Below are 17,971 nucleotides of genomic sequence, written 5' to 3' on the forward strand. Positions count from 1 at the left end.
GGTAACAAACACCGTGAGCAACAAGGCGATTCTCGAACAGGCGTCGTCCTATTTCAAATCCCACCACCCAGGTCTCTCGGCGGAAGCGATCATTTGCTTTCTGGTGATGATCGACATGGGTGACGTTACCGTGGGCGCAGTTGCCCGGGCCGTGGGCATGACGGAACCCCAAGCCTATCAGCATATTTCCACCCTGTCGCCAAGCGGCGCCGGGCTCATTAACCTTGTAAATGCAGGGGATGGCCGAAATGTGATTTCATTCTCGGCGCAGGGCGAGGCAGCCAAGGCGGCGATATTGGCCGCCTTGGGGTAATGCGCTTGGTTAGCGGTTGCGCTGGCTGCGGTACAGCTCCGTACCTTCCTCAGCGTTGCGCTTGGCGAGGGTGATAGAGCCTGAAATGTCCTTCAGGTTGCGGTTGATTTCACCCACGGCCTCAGCGGCCGTCAGCATGTTATTGGAAATCTCGCGAGTCACACCGCTCTGCTCGTCAATCGACCCGGCGATTTCAGACACACTCGCGTGCAGGTTGGTGACCGAGCCATTGATGGACGCGAGGTGGTTGATCACTTCAGAAGACACACCCTGCATGCGCTCGATCTCTCCCGCGATCTGGTTGGTGGCGGATGCCACCTGGCCTGCAAGGTTTTTCACCTCATTGGCAACGACCGCAAAGCCGCGCCCTGCTTCGCCTGCGCGCGCGGATTCGATGGTGGCATTGAGTGCTAGCAGGTTGATCTGCGCTGCAATATCGTTGATGAGGGTTACAATCTGGCCCATAGCGTCTGCGGCGTCGCTCAGCGCTTTGGTGCTGTCGTCCGCCGCGCGCGTTTCGTTTGCGGTTTTCTCCACCTCCTGCAGGGCGCCGGACACGCCGTTCGCGATCTCCTGCGCCGATGCGCTCAGTTCTTCGGCGGCAGCTGCCACGGTCTGCACCATGGAATCGGTCTGGGTCGATGCTGTCGCGGCGGAACTGGCGCGGCTCTGGGCGTCGGCAACGCTCGCGAGAATATCATCCAGCTTGCTGTCAACCTTCGCGCCGGTTTCCTGTGCCTCAATACGGGCTTTCACGCTGGCCGTGATGTCGCTTGCGAACTTCACCACCTTGCGTGGCTTGCCGTCAGGGCCAAAGATCGGATTGTAGCTCGCCTGTAGCCATAATGTATCGCCGCCTTTGCCAACGCGCTCAAACTCACCGGTACGGAACTCACCTTTCGCGAGGGATGACCAGAAGGAACGGTATTCACCGCTGGCACGCTCGCTGGATTTGACAAAGATACTGTGATGTTTGCCAACGATTTCCTCAAGCCGGTAGCCGACTGCTGCAAGGAAATTGTCATTGGCGGTCAGGATATTGCCACTCAGGTCAAACTCGATAATGGCTTGCGCACGGTCAAGCGCCGAGAGCTTGCCCTCATAGTCGGCGTTCCGCAGTTTATCGGCCGTAATATCACTTGCGAACTTCACCACCTTGATCGGGTTGCCGTTGCGGTCGATGATCGGGTTATAGGTTGCCTGCAGCCAAAGGTCCGTGCCGTCGGCTTTCTTGCGGCGGTATTCACCACTGCGGTGCTTGCCGTCATGGAGGTCCTGCCAGAACTGCTTGTACTCAGGCGTATCCTTTTCAGAATTGCAGACAAAAATTCGGTGATGTTTGCCCTTGATGTCTTCAAGGCTGTAACCGACGGCAGCAAGGAAATTGTCATTCGCAGTCAGGATGTGGCCATCAAGGTCAAACTCGATCACCGCCTGCGCACGGTCAAGCGCATCAAGCTTGCTCTCTGCATCGATGTTTTTCATCTCGGACCCGGTGATATCGGTCGCGAACTTGATGACCTTTTCGACCTTGCCATCAGCTTTGCCCACTGGAACATAGATCGCCTGAAGCCAGATCTGCCGGCCGCCCTTGGCAACGCGGCAGAAGGTGCGGGACTGAAACTCACCATCGCGCAGACTTTGCCAGAATTTGGTATAGTCGGCGGAGGAACGGTCCTCTTCGCGCATGAACATTCGGTGATGCTGGCCCACGATTTCCCGGCGGTCATAGCCCATGGCACGCAGGAAAATATCGTTGGCGGCCACTATCGTACCGTCAGGTGAAAACTCGATCATGGCTTGGGATTGTGACAGCGCATGCATCGCGGCTTCAGCTGCACTGGCTTTGCCAGCGTAAAGCCTTTTAACTGCATCGAACAAGTTTGTATCTCCTGTGACGGTATTCTCCGTCAACTCAAACATCTTGCTTATTCGACCCCTGTCGCGGCGGAATGTAAACGATTACACGCACAGAATATATACAAAAGTTGTGACATTCTGTCTTTGGTAGGGGGCGAGGTTTTGGGTCTAGATCAAGTCTATGAAATCTATAACCTTTTCCTGAATATATGAACAAGTGCACTCATAACTTTTGTGCCTTTGTTACCCTTGAAGTTGCCGGTACAAGGCTATTCCTTCCTCTGCGTGTTCGTTCGCGACTGTGATGTTGTCAGACAGGTCTCTCAGGTTTCTGTTGGTGTCTGCAACAGCTGTGGCAGCGGTCCCCATATTGGCGGAAATATCGCGTGTGACGGCGGTTTGTTCCTCGATGGCGCCTGCAATGCCGGTAACGCTGTTCTGTACGTTGCCAACCGCAGAGTTGATCACTCTAAGGCGAGAAATAACGTCACCAGAGACATCTTGCATGCGTTCGATCTCGTCATTGATCTGCGCAGTTGCGCGCGCAACCTGGCCCGCAAGGTTCTTCACTTCGCTGGCGACAACCGCAAAGCCGCGGCCAGCCTCGCCCGCGCGCGCTGATTCAATGGTAGCGTTGAGCGCAAGCAGATTGATCTGCGCGGCGATGTCGTCGATCAGCGTGACAATTTTGTTCATCGCTTCTGCGGCCTCGCTGAGCGCCTGTGTGGAGACATCGGCAGCGCCGGTTTCTTCGGCCATATTGTCAACCGCACTGCGCGCGATGCCTACGCTATTGGCGATTTCCTGAAACGACGCGGCGAGCTCTTCCGCGGCGGCGGCCACGGTCTGCACCATCGCGTCGGTCTCATTGGAGGCAGATGACGCCGAATCAGACTTCCGGTTGGCTATGCGGATGGACTGCACAATATTCTCAAGTTTTTCATCCACGAGGGCTGCAACACGCTCGGTTTCCTCACGCTTGAGGACCATGGCCGTAATATCGGTCGCAAATTTCACGACCTTGAAGGCTTTGCCGTCCGGGCCAAAAATCGGGTTATAGGTGGCCTGAAGCCACACCACGTTGCCCTGTTTGTCATTCCGGCGAAACTCGCCACTTTGGAACTGGCCGTGCTTCAAGTTCTCCCAGAATGCGCGATAGCTGTCGCTTGAACGTTCCTCAGTAGTGACAAATAGCGAGTGATGTTTGCCTTCAATTTCAGCGAGATCATAGCCGACGGCGGCGAGGAAGTTCTCGTTCGCTGTAATGATATTGCCGTCGAGATCAAACTCGATGATGGCCTGCGCCTTATCAAGTGCAGATAATTTACCGCGATATTCGGCACGGCGCATTTTGGCCGCCGTTATATCGGTCGCAAACTTGACCACCTTGAGCACGGTGCCGTCCCGGTCCAGGACCGGATTATAAGACGCTTGCAACCACATGTCCTCGCCGGACTTGCGCACGCGGTGAAACTCACCGCTTTTGATTTGGCCTTCCGCAAGATCGGCCCAGAACTTGGCGTATTCCGCGCTATTCAGTTCGTCTGCACGCACAAACAGGCGGTGGTGGCGACCCTCAATCTCCTCAAGGTTATAACCTGTGGCATTCAGGAAGTTCTGGTTGGCAGTGATGATGGTGCCATCAAGGTCGAACTCGATGATCGCTTGCGCTTTGTCGAGCGCATGAAGCTTGTTCTCGGCGTCAATGGCCTTGAGTTCGGTCGTTGTAATGTCTGTCGCAAACTTGATGACCTTGAAGACATCACCGTTCCGGTTTTTCACCGGCACATAGATGGCCTGCAGCCACAAGGGGCGCTGGCCTTTGGCGAAACGCTTGAAGGTCTTGGACTGATAGATTCCGGCGCGCAGGGCCTCCCAGAAGGCTTTATAGCGCTCCGTTTTCTTTTCATCATCGCCGACAAAAAGGCTGTGGTGCTTGCCGATTATTTCATCTCGGCCATAGCCCATTGCCGCGCAAAACAGCTCGTTGGCGGACACGATGGTGCCCTCCGGTGTAAACTCAACCATAGCCTGAGATTGGGACAGCGCCTGAATAGACGGATCAACTCCGCCAATTGTGGTGTTTACTGCGAACTTCTTCACTGCGTCGAACACTGGCCATCTCCATATTGATGCAGGCTTGTTCGACCCCCGTGATTATTAATAAGGGTAACACTCTAATGTGAGATTAATACTTATGTTAAATTTTATCTAAAATTTTAGGGCACGAAAAAAAAGGCGGCCGAAGCCGCCTTGTGATCCTATATTCAGCCCGCCTTATTCTGCGGCTTTAGATGCTGCGTGGTGCATCTCTGCGATGTATTTTTCCGCCTCAAGCGCGGCCATGCAGCCCATGCCCGCAGCCGTGACAGCCTGGCGGTAAACCTTGTCGGTCACGTCGCCCGCGGCATACACGCCCGGGATGTCCGTTTGTGTGCTGTCCGGCTTCTTGATCAGATAGCCTTCGCTATCAAGCGGCAGCTGGTCCTTGAAAAGCTCGGTCGACGGTTTGTGGCCGATTGCGATGAACACACCGTGTACAGCCACGTCTTCCACGTTGCCGGTTTTGATGTTCTTCAGCTTCACGCCGGTCACACCAAGCGGGCTTTCCGTGCCAACAACCTCATCTAGCACGGTGTCCCATTTCACCTCGATATTCTTGGTGGAGAACAGACGCTCCTGCAGGATCCGCTCAGCACGGAATTCATCGCGGCGGTGAATGATCGTCACTTTCGAGCAGATGTTCGAAAGGTAAAGCGCTTCTTCAACGGCGGTGTTGCCACCACCAACCACAATCACGTCCTTGCCGCGGTAGAAGAAACCGTCACAGGTAGCACATGCCGACACGCCGTAACCGTTGAACTTCTGCTCACTTTCGAGGCCGAGCCATTTGGCTTGCGCACCAGTTGCGATCACAACTGCATCTGCGGTGTAGATGGTGCCGCTGTCGCCCACGGCGCGTTTCGGCGTCGCTTTGAGGTCAACCTCGGTGATCATGTCATAGACAATCTCGGTGCCCACGTTTTCAGCCTGCTGGCGCATGGCTTCCATCAGTTCAGGGCCCTGAACGGCATCAGCGAAGCCCGGATAGTTCTCAACGTCTGTCGTGATGGTCAACTGGCCACCAGCCTGCATGCCGGTCACGATCATCGGCTTAAGACTTGCACGCGCTGCATAGATCGCGGCGGTGTAACCTGCCGGGCCGGAGCCGATGATCAGAAGGTTGGTATGTTTCGTATCTGCCATTTCTGGTCCCCTAAACATGTCGGGCGGCGTGGGCCGCAGCCGGGATCAATCAAACTTGACCCTTACATAAAAGCTGGGCCGGTGTTTGCCAAGCCCAAGAGCGCTGCACCACAATGGAATGTTTCGATGATTTTAATCGAACGACCAGATAAGTCAGCCGGAAGGGCGAACCCTTCCGGCGATAGCGTACGGTTATGCGTCGACGAGGCGCATGCCAAGGTCACTATAGCGGTTGCCCGCAACCCGGTCCGCGATGGTGGCAAGGCGGTCGAGGTCCTCGCCTGTGAGCGTCACATCATAGGCGCCCAGGTTGGCTTCCAGGTTCGCGAGCTTGGTGGTGCCGGGTATGGAGACAATGTGTTCTCCTTGCGCCAACACCCAGGCAAGCGCGACTTGTGACGGCGCTACACCTTTTTCATCTGCGAGCGCGATCACTTCTGCCGCCAGGGCACGATTGGCATCGAAGTTCTCACCGTGGAAACGTGGTGCACCAACGGAGCGCCAGTCCCCTTCATCCAGTGTGCGCCCGTTCTGGAACGCCCCCGCGAGCATGCCGCGACCAAGAGGGGAATAGGCCACAAGGCTGGTGCCCAGGTCCTTGAGCGCCGGGAACAACGTATTTTCAATCCCGCGGGTGAAAATGGAATATTCCGACTGTACCGCTGCGATAGGGTGCACCTTCGCCGCGCGCCTCAAAGTTTCGCCCGACACTTCGGAAAGGCCAATGGCACCCACCTTGCCTTCTCTTACCAGTTCGGCCATCGCGCCCACGGTTTCTTCAACCGGGGTGTTGGGGTCAAGCCGGTGCAGGTAATAAAGGTCGATGAAGTCGGTCTTCAGGCGCGTGAGCGAGCCTTCGACTGAGCGGCGGCAGTTTGCCGGGCTGCCGTCAAGCCCACCTGGCTGGCTCGGGCCCGCTGGCGAGAGGATACCGAACTTGGTGGCGATGCGTACTTTGTCCCGCATGCCGGAAAATGCTTTGCCCAGAAGCGTCTCATTGGTGTGCGGGCCGTACATCTCAGCAGTGTCGAAATGCTCAACACCATAGTCGACCGCCTTGTGGAGAAGGGCGATAGCTTCACGTTCTTCTGTCGGTGCGCCGTAGAAGGCAGAAAGCCCCATACAGCCTAGGCCGATAGCGCCCACATTCAGGTCAGTTTGTCCGATTGTTCGTTTCATTTTGCACCTCCTTGCTGTGTCTGTACCTTGAGGTGGGCGCAGGCGTGGCGGCTGCAAGGGGCCGGCGCAGCATCGGGTATGCCTTCGCAGTATCCGGCATGAGAAAGGGCAGGCTGACGGCTTTGCTTTCCGCTGGCGTCCCGGCATCAGGCACGATAGGTTTACTCTCTGGGGACCGGGGGACTGTTCGTGCCAAGACTGTGGACATTGGTGGTGGCGGTGCTGGGGCTAGGCATGTTGATGGTTGTCTCGCCCTTCATGCTGTTTGCGCCCGATCATGGTGACGGCCTGCGCATCGGCGGTTGGCGCGCGGTCGACGGCCTGTTGCTGTTACCGGCAGATGCGCCCAGCGAATATGCGGCCGCCCGTCCCATTGACAGTTTCCCTGATTTCATGAGCGGCCTCGGCGGCAACGACGGCGCGTTTGGCTATGTGACCTATATGGCGAAAGCCTCGCTGCCTGAGGGGTCGCTCGCGCTTGTGCCGGGCAAAATCCGCAGCGTGTACCGCTATTATGCGACGGACGGTGATACCGTCGAGCTGCTGGGCGGCAATGGTGATCCCGCGCTCCCCGCCGCGGAATATGAAGCAGGCGCACCACCGGGGCCAATGCTGCTGAGCCATGGCGGTAAAGACACTTGGATCGTCATTCATGTCTCTAACAGTTACCACTTCCAAGCTGGTCTGCTGACCGCACCTGTCATCCGTAATTATGATGCGGCTGTAAGGACGGAGCAGGGGCGGCTTGCCGCGATCATGCTCTATGCAGGCATCTTTGTTGCCATCGGCCTCTATACAATTCTGCTCGCGCTCTGGCACGCGGGGGAGAGCTATTATTACAGCGGCGGCTTTGTGCTGGTGATGATCGCCGTGCGCCTTATTCTGGTGCAGGACTTCGAGTGGCTGTTCGCACCTTCCCTCAGTTACGCGCTGTCGCTCAGGCTTGAGTATATAACCTTCTTTGTCATGCTGCCCTTCTTCTACGCGCTGGCTTACGGGCTGTTCCCCAAGGACGGTAGCAGGCCGGGCGTATGGGTGCTGTTTGGCATCGCCGGTCTCTTTACCCTGAATGCGGCCTTCGCGCCGCTCGACTGGATGATTGCCAGCCGCAACGTTTATATCCTGGTCGCTGCCATCGCGGGTGTGATGGTGCTGACAGTGTTTATGCGGGCGAAGTCGCGCTCGCGGCTTGGGGTGAATGTGGCGCTTGTCGGTTGGGCGGTCATGATTACTGCAATGGTTGCTGACGCCATCGTGACGGCAACCGGAGTGCTCGTCGGTATTGAGAGTGTGCCCATGGCCACGGTCGCGTTTGCGGTCATCCTGATGTGGCTTTTCACCCTTCGGTACCGGCGCGAGCAGGCGGAGCGTACGGCGCTTTCCTCCCACCTCGCGGAGGCGAACGACGCGCTGCTGGTGCGCGCCCATGAGCTTGACGAGGCCCAGCGCCGGGCGACTGATGCACTGCAGGTCAAGTCCAGCTTCCTCGCCAACATCAGCCACGAAATTCGTACGCCGCTCAACGCGATTATCGGCTTCTCTGACCTGCTGATTGCGCAGTCCCATAGTCCAATTGAGGGGCACAAGCTCCGGGAATACTTGCAGCTTATCCGCAATAACGGGCAGGAACTCTTGGTACTGATGACCGATATCCTGAGCGTCTCCGACCTCGAGGCCGGGCGGTTCGAGGTTTCACAGGAACCCTTTGAAGCCGAAGAAGTGGTGAGTATGAGCGTTAATCTGCTCGCGCCTGCCGCGCATGAAAAACACCTGTTCCTTGATGCAGATGCAGAAAGTGCGGAAATCGTCGGCGATGTGCGCATTCTAAGGCAGGCACTGATCAAGGTGCTGTCGAACGCCGTGAAATATTCACCCACCCACGGTGTGCTGACCCTGCGCGGGTCGCGTCAGGACCACGCCTACGTCATCCGGGTGACGGACACAGGCGCGGGCATGACGGAAGAAGAGGTTGAGGCAGCGCTCTCGGTATTCGGGCGCTCAAGTGACGCTTATACCTCGGACGGCAGCGATGTGGGCCTCAGCATCGGATTGCCGCTTGTCAGCAAGCTTCTGGCCATTGTCGGTGGGCAGCTTGAGATCGAATCGATCCCAAGCGTCGGAACAACGGTAACGATCACCTATCCGATTAACTGATCTTGCCGCCTGCCAGCATCATGGCACATACGCTGAACAGCACAGTGGGCGCCAACACAAGGGCAACCGCGAGAACGCCGGTGATCCCCCACACAAAGCCAGCAATCACCCAAAGCATAATCGCGTTCAGCAGGGCAAAAATCAGTGCCTCGTCACTTTTGGCGGCGTCGCGCAACAGCGCGCCAACAAGCGGCAACGCGTGCAGTGCGCGGGTGAGGAGGGAAGGTTGGCGCATGGTGGTGTCAGTCATGGTCTACTCCGGGCAACAAGTTGGGGGCTGACCGGGGATATAGGCATGGCGCTGACGTTCGTCACCGTGCCCTATTGTCGCATCACAGGCTTTGCCTGCGGGCGACTAGTCCATGTTGGGTGTTTCGCCTGTGGTCTCGTGATAGCGGAATTCGCTGAGCGCTGCCCATTCGCCGTCCACCTTGAACTGGGCCCAGCCATGCATTTCACCGCCACTCATCTTGTAGCCTGAGCGGGCTTCCGTGGGGCCGCTTTTGGCACCGCGCACATATTCATGCACCTCAATACCGTCATCGGTGGGGGTAATCACACCGTCCGTATAAAAGCCCGCGGTGGTGAGATAGCGGAAGATGATCTTTTGCAGTTGCGCGTCCCAGTGGATGAGGCTTTCGCCACCATAAGATCCGCCGCCTACCGCATGGGTAATGCGCACCGCGCGGCCGTGCATGGCCCATTCCCATTTGGAAATGTCTGCCGATGCTTCGCTTTCGTCGCTGCCGTCGCCTTCGCTCTTCCAGGTCTTGCCCACAAAGGGTGCAAGCGGTGCAAGCTCGGGGATCGGCTCATAGGCAAAGGCCTTCACACTCATGAAGGCAAGGATGGTGGCGACTATCAGGCGCATGGCACGCTCCTATCGGTTCACTTACTCGAAGGTGAGACGGTAGGCGGAAACCTTGTGCTCGCCTTCACCACCGATGCGCGGCATCACCAGAAGCCCCGTAATGTCATCATACTGGAAATCGACGGCATGGTAAGCCTCTTCCGAAATGGGGGCTGCTTCGCCGCTGGCAGCCAGCCGCCACAGCCGGGCGTCATTGACCATGGAGAAGATGAATTGCTCGCCGTCCCAGGCAACACCATCAATGTCATGGACATCGGCCTGGCGCGTGACAGGGCCATTGGCCATCGCCTCCCCGCTCTCGCGGTCCCAAATCCAGATTTGCCAGCCACCGGTGAGCAGCATGTCCCGCGCCACATAGATGCCGTTCACGAAATTCAGCGCGTCGCGGCCTTCGATGAGGGGGCGCAGGCCGCCGTCTTCAAGCACATAAACGGTTTTGATGCAGCTAGCCGATACATAGACCCTTCCGTCGTTCGAGGCAGCCACATCATTCAGGCAGGGTTTTTCGTGCGGCGCCGGGTAGCTGGCGGTCAGTTCGCCTGTGGTGAGGTCAACGGTGCGCAACTGGTCATAGTCGGCAAAATAAAGCGTGTCACCAAGGACCGCGAGGCCCGTCGGCGCATCCAGCCCTTCAATCCATTTTTCGTCCACCACTCGGCCGGACATGGAAATGCGGCTCAGGTAGCCTTGGCCGTTTTTGCCGTACCCAACCACGTTGGACACGTAGATCATGCCGCGCTCTTCATCGATCGCGACAGATTCGGGTTCAAAAAGCCCGGTATCGACGGTCCAGAGGTGGCGGATGCGCGCGGTATCCGCATGCAGTGCTGGTGTTAAAGTGGTGGCCACAGCCAGAAGCGCGGCAGCAATGATCAAACGCAAATTATACTTCCCACGAAATCTGTTCCCCGCGCCAGCATAAGCGGGGATCGCCTACTTGGGAAGGCACGCTTTTGTGTGCGTGGTGTCAGGGCAGGTGTTCGCCCATGCTGGCTTCCACAACGCGGTACCAGTCTGCCCGGCTCATTTTCACACGCGCGGCAGCGGCAGTGTCCTTGATGCGCGCCGGTGTCTGTGTGCCCACAATCGGGATGACGCGGGCCGGATGCACCATGGTGAAGGCGAGTGCGGCTGCCGCGCGCGAAACGCTATTCGCAGCGGCAATTTCATCAAGGACTGCAGAAACAGCATAAAGCCGCTTGGCCTTCGCCGGGTCGTCAGTCTGACCATTGATCAACAAGCCACCAGCGAGTGGTGACCACGCCAGGGCGAAGGCACCGGCTTCCTGGCACTGGTCCAGCACACCGTCAAACAGCGGTGTCAGTTCAAGCGCGGAAAACTCGGGCTGATGCGAGGCGAGCGGAAAATCAAGATGCGCCTGAAGGGCGCGGAACTGGCTGGCGCTGTAGTTCGATACACCCGCTTCGCGGATTTTGCCTTGCGCGCGCAAAGTGGCCAGCGCATCGGCGACTTCCTCAAACGGTGCAAGCATGTCTGGGCGGTGGATCTGGTAAAGATCGATGGTGTCGGTCCTGAGGCGCTTCAGGGACGCCTCACAAGCACGCATCAGATAGGCCTTGGTGGAATTATAGGGCACACCGGGGATGATGCCGCCCTTGGACGCCAGCACCATATCGTAGCGCAGGGACGGCTGGGCCTTGAAGACTTGGCCCAAAAGCTCCTCAGCACCACCAAAACCCGCCGGGCTATCCAGCCCGTAAATATCCGCCGTATCAATAAGCGTCATGCCGCAGCTCAGCGCCACTTCGATCTTTTCTTTCGCGGCACTTACATCGCTGCCAGCAAAACGCCAGCAGCCATAAGCGACAGGGCCGAACGCAAGGCCGGATTGGCCAAGGGTATATTTCTGGCGAGCGTGCAGGAGCGGTTCGGACATTTGTTTCGTTCTCGTAATGAATTGAATTTTATGTTTTATCGTAATGTTTTAGCGCTTCTGGTCTCATCGCCACGCGCATGATTTCATGATGAAACCTTCAGCCCGCAGTATTGCGGTATTTGACAGCGCTGTCAAACGCGATCGCGCGGCAAGCCACAATTAGAATGCGGGTTATGCGGGGGTGAAAAGTGTTTCAAACCGCACTTTGCCAGCGGGGGAGAACCTTACCTCGCGGCTGCCCTCAGCGCGTGATGCCCAGCCTTCCGAATAGAAGTGGGTCAGAAGCGCGGCGCCAAGGCTACCAGCCAGGTGCGTGCGGCGGGCGCTCCAGTCCAGGCAGGCCTTGCAAAGCGGGCGCTTGGCTCGTTTGAGGTCTTCAAGCGGCAGGCCAAGGCTCGCCATGAAGCGCTGACCAACCGGGGTCAGCACTGGTTCGCCTTCATGTTCGAACAAGAGACCACGGGCGAGCAGGCTTTCATAAAGCTGGATTCCCATGTCGCCGGCGAGGTGGTCATAGCAGACCCGCGCGGTGCGAAGCGCCGGGTCCTTCGGGCCCGGGCGGGTGCGCACATGGCCAGTGCGGTCGGCAAGACCCATAAGCTTTTCAAGGAGTTCCGCCACATCGTCGCCCGACAGCTGGTAGTAACGGTGCCGTCCCTGCTTGCGGATTTTCAGGAGCCCGCCTGCCTCCAGTTTGCCGAGGTGGCTGGAGGCTGTCTGCTTGGTCACACCCGCTTCTTCCGCCAGTTCCGTGGCGGTGAGGGCCGTGCCGGACATGAGCGCGGTGAGCATATTGGCGCGGGCGGGGTCGCCGATGAGGGCGGCGATGCTGGCGATGTCGGGTCCTTCTTTCATGGTTCGACCATAGTCGAAACATCATGCGTCTTCAAGCCGCTATAAGGGCCACAACATCCACATATGAAGGAGAGGTCTGGTGACCATAATGTGTTGTATTCGTTATGAAATTGACCCGTTCAAGGCGGCGGAATTCGAGGCTTATGCCGAGAATTGGGCGAGTATAATCCCGGCGTGCGGCGGTGACCTAATCGGCTATTTCATGCCGCATGAGGGCAGCAATAATGTCGCCTATGGGCTGATCTGTTTTGACAGCCTCGCAGCTTACGAGGCCTACCGTGCGCGGCTCAGGGAAGACAAAAAGGGCGCTGAAAACTTCACCTTTGCACAAGCTAACCGGCTGATTTTAAAAGAAGAGCGCACTTTCCTGCGCCTAGCGCGGGGTAGCGAAAAACTGCCGTTTTTCAGCTGTGCGGGGGGTGTGCATGATCGCGGTGATCTTTGAACTGATGCCCACTGAGGGGCGTGAGCAGGACTATTTTGACCGCGCTGCGGGCCTCAAGGCGACGCTCGAGACCATGGATGGTTTTATCTCGGTCGAGCGCTACCAAAGCCTTGCGGATAAAGGGAAATTCCTCTCGCTTTCCTTCTGGCGGGATGAGGCGGCGGTCGCCAATTGGCGGCAACTGATGGTACACCGGCAGGCGCAAGCCGCTGGCCGCGCGGGCATTTTCAGTGACTACCGCCTGAGGGTCGCACATGTAATGCGGGACTATGGCTTATCAGAGCGCGATGAAGCCCCCGCTGACGCCCGTGCCTATCACCGGTAATCGCCGCTGAAGCCCCCGTCTGACGAGCGTTCATATTGCGGGCAAGTGTCTGTTATCTCGTAAAAATCAGCCTTTTCGCCCGTGAAGATGTGGCCCATGGTTTTAAGCCCCGTGGGCCCATCAAGACTGCCGGCGAGGATGCCGGTGGCGTCCTGGTCGAAGGGTTCCCAGAACAGGCTGGAGCCGCAGTTTTTGCAGAAACCGCGCCGGGCCACGTCGGACGACTTGTACCACGCCAGCCCCTCATCGCGGGTGAGGGTGATATCGGCCTTCTTGGCCTTGGTATGGGCCCCCATGCTGCCGTGAAGTTTCTGGCACATGCTGCAGTGACAATTGACGACATCGCGCAGCAAGCCTTTGATTTCAAAGCGAACCTGCCCGCAAAGGCAACCGCCTAGTGTAATGGGGTCCTTGTTCATGTGTCCTCCTCACGTTGAGGGCAAGACATGGGGTTGGGGGCGAAAGATTACAAGAAAGCGCGGCATTGCACACTGTGCGGGAAATGTGCGGAAACTGTGCGGGATGTGTGCGGAAAGTGCGCGAAGAGTGTGCGGGAATTTACTGGTGCGATCAGGCACCCGCGTCAGCGCTTATGATAGCATATTATCGCTGCCGTAATGGCATCAATTTTAACCCCGCCGCGACCGGTTGAGGGCCGCGGCGTGGGTGGGGTTTGTTAGACGATGTTGAGCGTCACTTCGATATTGCCGCGCGTTGCGTTCGAATACGGGCAAACCTGGTGCGCGGCTGCCACAAGCTTCTCAGCCGTCTCGCGGTCAAGGCCAGGCAGGGAGATATTGTGTTCAACTTCAATGCCAAAGCCGTTCGGGATCGGGCCGATGCCAACGTTCGAGGAAATCGAAACCTCGTCCGGCACTTTCACGCCGATCTTGCCGCCGACAGCCTTCATCGCGCCGATGAAACACGCCGCATAACCTGCTGCAAAAAGCTGCTCAGGGTTGGTGCCGTCACCACCCGCGCCGCCGAGGCCTTTGGGGGTGGAGAGTTTCACATCAAGCGCGCCGTCATCGGACTTCGCCTTGCCTTCACGGCCACCGGTTGCGGTGGCATGGGCGGTGTAGAGTGTTTTTTCGAGTTTCATGGTCAGTCTCCTTCGAGGTTTAAGTGTTAGCTATTTAATCGTGCACGATATTTATCGTGCTTCCCATTTTAACCCATCGTCGCAGCCGCCTTTGGCGAGATGATGACAGGGGTTCAGTATTTCCGGCAATCTTGCCGGGGTGGTTAAAGTCTAGTCGTCCGTCGCGGCCATCAGGTTGGTGCGCAGCTCCTTGAGCCGGTCACGGAGCGAGATGAGCTCATCGGGCGTGCAGCCGGTGGCACGGAATGCCGCCGTGGGGGCGATGCCTGCCTTACCCTCGAGCGCTTTGCCCTTGGGCGTGAGGCTTACCAGCACCTGCCGCTCATCGGTTTTGGACCGCGTGCGGCTGACCAACTCCATGCCTTCCATGCGCTTCAGGAGCGGGGTGAGCGTGGCGCTGTCAAGGAACAGGCGCTCGCCCACTTCGCTGACCATCTGCTCGTCCCGCTCCCACAGCACCATCATTACCAGATACTGCGGGTAGGTCAGACCAAGTGCCGATAGCGCAGGCCGGTAGGCTTTCTTGAGCGCATTGGTGGCGGAATAGAGCGCAAAACAAAGCTGATCGTCGAGCTTGAGGCTCAGCCTTTGATCATCTGCCATGTGCGTCTCCTGTTTCCAGTGTGGCACCCCAATAGTGCGTCATGACCTCTATTTAATCGTGCACGATTTAATTTCAAGAGTGAAAGAGATTTTTTTGAAAAGCTTCCAGCGCGACCGTGGTGTTCGCTGGCTAAAAGTAGAACCGTTACCAAACACTCTGGCTCTTATGAGGAAGTATAAGGATGCGGGGGGATTTCTCCCAGAGAGTTGGTATGGGCACTTTGTTTCTTGGTTTTTATATGCTCAGGGTGGGGAAGAGTTAAGCGAAGCGATCGTCTATCACACTCACGAAGATCAACCCAATGATTATGCTGCATGGAAATATCGAGTGTTGACTGAGGCACTTGAAGTTTGCAAGTGGCACCATTCTAAAAACATTAGGCGGCCGGTTGTTAAAATGGTGTTGGACTGGATGCATGAGGTGAGTTGTGTTTTTATATTTTGTTATGTTACATCATAACTTTATGGTTGACGTTTAAAGGCTGTGCTGTTTACCCTCAGGGTTGAGTTTAACAATCATCCGGGGGGATCATGGCTAGACTTGCTACCATACTCACCATCGCGGGCCTGATGGCTGGCGGTGCGACTTTTCATCCGCTTCAGGCAGTAGAGCCGGGCACAGCGGCCAGTCAAACAGTGCCGACATTCGGCGAGGACCATCTGCCTTATCACATCAATTATGATGACCTGACGGCTGTGCTGCAGAATGTGGTGCTGATCACCGGCATGTCAGACCGCAGCCGGGCGCCATCGGTCAAAGGGAATATTGGCACACGCTTCAAGACCAAGCGCAATGTTTATACGGCTTATGAGGGCAACCGCATCTGGCTTGAAGCGCTTGAGGATGAACGCGCGGTCGAGGTGCTGGGCATGATCCGCCACGGGCTTGAAACCCTGCCGGATAATGTACCGATTTCGCAGTTCTCCGACGCGGAGCAGATTGCCTTCTGGCTGAACCTGCACAATGTGGCCTTCCTTGAGGAACTGGTACAACACAGCCAGAACGGCATGAAAAACCTGCTGTACCGGGGCGATGATGCCATGCTGGACAAAAAGCTTGTCACCGTGCAGGGCGTGCCGCTGTCACTCAATGACATCCGCTTCAATATTGTCGGCAAACGCTGGGGCGACAGCCCGCTCGTGATCTACGGCTTTTTTGAGGGTATCATTGGTGGCCCCAATATCCGCAAGGAAGCCTTCACGGGGGAGAAGCTGCATGAACAGCTTTCTGCCAATGCGAAGGAGTTTGTGAATTCGAACCGCGGGGTTTACCTCAAGGGCGGCAAGACCATGCATGTGTCGAGCTTCTATGAGCGGTTTGAAAGTTATTTCCCGAATTTCCAGAAAGATCTGAGGGCGCACCTGCTGGAATATCTTATCCCGGGTGGTATTCAGGCCAAAGTCGCCAATTCCCGGCGCCTTGATCCGGACGTGGATGACTGGACGGTGGCCAGCGTGCGCGGCAATACGCGGGAGTATGGCGGGGCGCTGCAGACCAATGGTGCCGCCATGGTGACGGCGATTGTGCGCGGGCAGGGCGGCGAAGTTGCCTCCGACAGTTCGTTGACCGTGAGCGGTATGGCCGATTCCGTGAAAAACTTCTCCCGCTTCACCTTGGAGCAGCAAACCCTGCTCATGCGCCTCAACAAACAGCGTATGGCCCGCACCGGCAATGTGCGTATTGAGGAACTGCAGGAAATCAAGGACCGGGTGGAGCGCACAAAAAAAGACGAGTTGGGCGAGACGGGCGAGAAAGAATAGCGGGGAGGCTTCTCAAGGCAGAAGCTCATACGGGGAAGCCTCGGCACCATGCCGGGGCTTTCTTGCGCCTGGGCCGTATATGCACCCTATGCCCTCACATGCATTGACCGCAAAACCGGTTTTTCATAGGCTTGTGCAAGGGTAGGGGAACACGGTGGAATTACGCATGTACAGGTTTGGCAAACTGGCAGTTGGTGCCGCCCTTGTGGCGGCAGGCACGCTCGCGCCTTTGGTGCCTGCAGTTCCGCGCGCGTATGCGGAGGAGCTGGTGCCCGCAGCGGCGGACATGCGCATTCCCTATCATATCAATTATGACGACCTCACCGCGGTCCTTGAAAATGTAGTGCTGGTGACCGGCATGTCAGACCGGGGCCGCGCGCCTGATATCAAAGGCTCGCTCGGTACCCGCATGAAGGCGAAACGCAACGTCTACACGGCCTATGAGGGCAACCGCATCTGGCTTCAGGCGCTGGAGGAGAAGAAGGCGCAGGAAGTGCTGACGAGCATCCGGGTAAGCCTTGAGGCGATACCGGATAACGCCCCCCTTGCGCATTTCACCGACGCGGAGCAGATCGCCTATTGGCTCAATCTCCATAATGTCGCTTTCCTTGAGGAGTTGGTCAAACACAGTCAGAACAGCATGAAAAAGCTGCTCTATGGTCGTGGTGGCATCCTCGACAAGAAACTCGTTACCGTGCAGGGCGTGCCGCTTTCTTTGAATGACATTCGTTTCCGGGTGGTTGGCAAACGCTGGGGCAACAACCCGCTGGTGATCTACGGGTTTTATGAAGGCATTATTGGCAGCCCCAATATCCGCAAGGAAGCCTTTACGGGCGAGGAACTGCACGCGCAGCTGACTGCCAATGCGCGGGAATTTGTGAACTCCAACCGCGGTGTGTATCTCAAGGGCGGCAAGACGGTTTATGTCTCGAGCTTCTATGAGCGGTTCGAGGACTATTTCCCCGATTTCCAGAAGGACCTGAAGGCGCACCTGCTTGACTATGTGCAGCCGGGGCGCATCAAAACCATGGTGGCGGAGGCGCGCCGGCTTGACCCTGAGGTGGATGACTGGAATGTCACCAGCCTGCGCGGCAATACCCGCGACTATGGTGGGGCGTTGCAGAAAAACGCGTCAGCACTGACGACCGCCATTGTCGTGGCTGAAAGTGGTGGCCTGTCGCCCAATTCGTCTATTCTGGCCGATAGCTTGTCGACCATGGTGCGCAATTATTCCCGCTTCAGCGAGGAACAGCAGGAGCTACTGCTGGAGCTGAACCGCCAGCGCATGGAACGCACCGGCAATATCCGCATTGAGGAACTGCAGGAAATCAAAAGCCGGATCGAGAAGGACGGCAAATAA

At 57.3% G+C, this 17,971-nt stretch carries 19 protein-coding genes; 7 read left to right on the forward strand and 12 right to left on the reverse strand.

Annotation, left to right across the window (positions count from 1 at the left end; translation table 11 throughout):
- The first annotated feature begins 13 nt into the window (after positions 1–13).
- Positions 14–313 carry a helix-turn-helix transcriptional regulator gene (locus tag B150_RS0109190; RefSeq protein WP_155860016.1) on the forward strand — a complete coding sequence of 100 codons (300 nt, stop codon included), beginning with the start codon at positions 14–16 and terminating at the stop codon, positions 311–313.
- A 9-nt stretch (positions 314–322) separates the two neighbouring features.
- On the opposite strand, the gene B150_RS20355 is transcribed toward B150_RS0109190, so the two are convergent.
- From B150_RS20355 to B150_RS0109210, 4 genes are all read right to left on the reverse strand, one after another.
- A complete protein-coding gene (locus tag B150_RS20355; protein ID WP_020399623.1) occupies positions 323–2,194 on the reverse strand; it encodes a methyl-accepting chemotaxis protein in 1,872 nt (623 codons plus the stop codon).
- Between the two features lie 222 nt (positions 2,195–2,416).
- Positions 2,417–4,288 carry a methyl-accepting chemotaxis protein gene (locus B150_RS20360; protein ID WP_081611381.1) on the reverse strand — a complete coding sequence of 624 codons (1,872 nt, stop codon included), beginning with the start codon at positions 4,286–4,288 and terminating at the stop codon, positions 2,417–2,419.
- Between the two features lie 162 nt (positions 4,289–4,450).
- A complete protein-coding gene (gene trxB / locus B150_RS0109205) occupies positions 4,451–5,419 on the reverse strand; it encodes a thioredoxin-disulfide reductase (protein ID WP_020399625.1) in 969 nt (322 codons plus the stop codon).
- Between the two features lie 192 nt (positions 5,420–5,611).
- A complete protein-coding gene (locus B150_RS0109210; protein ID WP_020399626.1) occupies positions 5,612–6,598 on the reverse strand; it encodes an aldo/keto reductase in 987 nt (328 codons plus the stop codon).
- Positions 6,599–6,787: 189 nt separating this feature from the next.
- Between B150_RS0109210 and B150_RS22320 the strand changes: the two genes are divergently transcribed.
- On the forward strand, positions 6,788–8,752 hold the full coding sequence (locus B150_RS22320) for a sensor histidine kinase (RefSeq protein WP_155860017.1): 1,965 nt from the start codon (positions 6,788–6,790) through the stop codon (positions 8,750–8,752).
- Here B150_RS22320 and B150_RS0109220 read toward each other — a convergent pair.
- The 5 genes from B150_RS0109220 to B150_RS0109240 form a co-directional block, all read right to left on the reverse strand.
- Entirely contained in the window at positions 8,745–9,002 is a 258-nt protein-coding gene (locus B150_RS0109220) for a hypothetical protein (protein ID WP_020399628.1), read from the reverse strand. The genes B150_RS22320 and B150_RS0109220 overlap by 8 nt on opposite strands.
- Before the next feature lie 105 nt (positions 9,003–9,107).
- Positions 9,108–9,623, reverse strand: coding sequence for a hypothetical protein (locus B150_RS22325; protein ID WP_020399629.1), 516 nt, complete (start codon positions 9,621–9,623; stop codon positions 9,108–9,110).
- A 21-nt stretch (positions 9,624–9,644) separates the two neighbouring features.
- Entirely contained in the window at positions 9,645–10,505 is an 861-nt protein-coding gene (locus B150_RS22330; protein ID WP_020399630.1) for an SMP-30/gluconolactonase/LRE family protein, read from the reverse strand.
- An 85-nt stretch (positions 10,506–10,590) separates the two neighbouring features.
- Positions 10,591–11,520: an aldo/keto reductase gene (locus B150_RS0109235; protein ID WP_020399631.1), complete on the reverse strand. Its 930-nt coding sequence runs from the start codon at positions 11,518–11,520 to the stop codon at positions 10,591–10,593.
- Positions 11,521–11,691: 171 nt separating this feature from the next.
- Positions 11,692–12,375 (reverse strand): ArsR/SmtB family transcription factor, encoded by a 684-nt coding sequence (locus tag B150_RS0109240; protein WP_020399632.1) that lies wholly within the window; start codon positions 12,373–12,375, stop codon positions 11,692–11,694.
- Positions 12,376–12,454: 79 nt separating this feature from the next.
- Here B150_RS0109240 and B150_RS20380 point away from each other — a divergent pair, with 79 nt between their 5' ends.
- Together B150_RS20380 and B150_RS0109250 are read left to right on the forward strand one after the other, a co-directional pair.
- Positions 12,455–12,820, forward strand: a complete 366-nt coding sequence (locus B150_RS20380; protein ID WP_051078153.1) for an NIPSNAP family protein — start codon at positions 12,455–12,457, stop codon at positions 12,818–12,820.
- On the forward strand, positions 12,801–13,145 hold the full coding sequence (locus B150_RS0109250) for an antibiotic biosynthesis monooxygenase family protein (RefSeq protein ID WP_020399634.1): 345 nt from the start codon (positions 12,801–12,803) through the stop codon (positions 13,143–13,145). Before B150_RS20380 ends, B150_RS0109250 begins: the two co-directional genes overlap by 20 nt.
- Here the strand turns inward: B150_RS0109250 and B150_RS0109255 are convergent.
- The 3 genes from B150_RS0109255 to B150_RS0109265 all read right to left on the reverse strand — a co-directional run bounded on the left by B150_RS0109255 (position 13,136) and on the right by B150_RS0109265 (position 14,850).
- On the reverse strand, positions 13,136–13,564 hold the full coding sequence (locus tag B150_RS0109255; protein ID WP_020399635.1) for a GFA family protein: 429 nt from the start codon (positions 13,562–13,564) through the stop codon (positions 13,136–13,138). The genes B150_RS0109250 and B150_RS0109255 overlap by 10 nt on opposite strands.
- Positions 13,565–13,821: 257 nt before the next feature.
- Complete coding sequence (locus B150_RS0109260; RefSeq protein ID WP_020399636.1) at positions 13,822–14,247, reverse strand: organic hydroperoxide resistance protein; 426 nt, start codon at positions 14,245–14,247, stop codon at positions 13,822–13,824.
- Positions 14,248–14,397: 150 nt separating this feature from the next.
- Positions 14,398–14,850 carry a MarR family winged helix-turn-helix transcriptional regulator gene (locus B150_RS0109265; RefSeq protein WP_020399637.1) on the reverse strand — a complete coding sequence of 151 codons (453 nt, stop codon included), beginning with the start codon at positions 14,848–14,850 and terminating at the stop codon, positions 14,398–14,400.
- A 94-nt stretch (positions 14,851–14,944) separates the two neighbouring features.
- On the opposite strand from B150_RS0109265, the gene B150_RS23240 reads away from it, so the two are divergent.
- The 3 genes from B150_RS23240 (at position 14,945) to B150_RS0109275 (ending at position 17,971) form a co-directional block, all read left to right on the forward strand.
- Complete coding sequence (locus B150_RS23240; protein WP_155860018.1) at positions 14,945–15,310, forward strand: hypothetical protein; 366 nt, start codon at positions 14,945–14,947, stop codon at positions 15,308–15,310.
- Positions 15,311–15,381: 71 nt separating this feature from the next.
- A complete protein-coding gene (locus B150_RS0109270; RefSeq protein ID WP_020399638.1) occupies positions 15,382–16,611 on the forward strand; it encodes a DUF547 domain-containing protein in 1,230 nt (409 codons plus the stop codon).
- Positions 16,612–16,765: 154 nt separating this feature from the next.
- Complete coding sequence (locus tag B150_RS0109275) at positions 16,766–17,971, forward strand: DUF547 domain-containing protein (protein ID WP_244873260.1); 1,206 nt, start codon at positions 16,766–16,768, stop codon at positions 17,969–17,971.

Origin of the sequence: Kordiimonas gwangyangensis DSM 19435 = JCM 12864, assembly GCF_000375545.1 — a bacterium.
Lineage (GTDB): Bacteria > Pseudomonadota > Alphaproteobacteria > Sphingomonadales > Kordiimonadaceae > Kordiimonas > Kordiimonas gwangyangensis.

Excerpts from the sequence above, each read along its gene's own strand:
- trxB (WP_020399625.1), bottom strand. The coding sequence starts at position 5,419 with ATGGCAGATACGAAACATACCAACCTTCTGATCATCGGCTCCGGCCCG.
- B150_RS0109210 (WP_020399626.1), bottom strand. The coding sequence starts at position 6,598 with ATGAAACGAACAATCGGACAAACTGACCTGAATGTGGGCGCTATCGGC.
- B150_RS0109220 (WP_020399628.1), bottom strand. The coding sequence starts at position 9,002 with ATGACTGACACCACCATGCGCCAACCTTCCCTCCTCACCCGCGCACTG.
- B150_RS22325 (WP_020399629.1), bottom strand. The coding sequence starts at position 9,623 with ATGCGCCTGATAGTCGCCACCATCCTTGCCTTCATGAGTGTGAAGGCC.
- B150_RS0109235 (WP_020399631.1), bottom strand. The coding sequence starts at position 11,520 with ATGTCCGAACCGCTCCTGCACGCTCGCCAGAAATATACCCTTGGCCAA.
- B150_RS0109240 (WP_020399632.1), bottom strand. The coding sequence starts at position 12,375 with ATGAAAGAAGGACCCGACATCGCCAGCATCGCCGCCCTCATCGGCGAC.
- B150_RS0109250 (WP_020399634.1), top strand. The coding sequence starts at position 12,801 with ATGATCGCGGTGATCTTTGAACTGATGCCCACTGAGGGGCGTGAGCAG.
- B150_RS0109255 (WP_020399635.1), bottom strand. The coding sequence starts at position 13,564 with ATGAACAAGGACCCCATTACACTAGGCGGTTGCCTTTGCGGGCAGGTT.
- B150_RS0109260 (WP_020399636.1), bottom strand. The coding sequence starts at position 14,247 with ATGAAACTCGAAAAAACACTCTACACCGCCCATGCCACCGCAACCGGT.
- B150_RS0109265 (WP_020399637.1), bottom strand. The coding sequence starts at position 14,850 with ATGGCAGATGATCAAAGGCTGAGCCTCAAGCTCGACGATCAGCTTTGT.
- B150_RS0109270 (WP_020399638.1), top strand. The coding sequence starts at position 15,382 with ATGGCTAGACTTGCTACCATACTCACCATCGCGGGCCTGATGGCTGGC.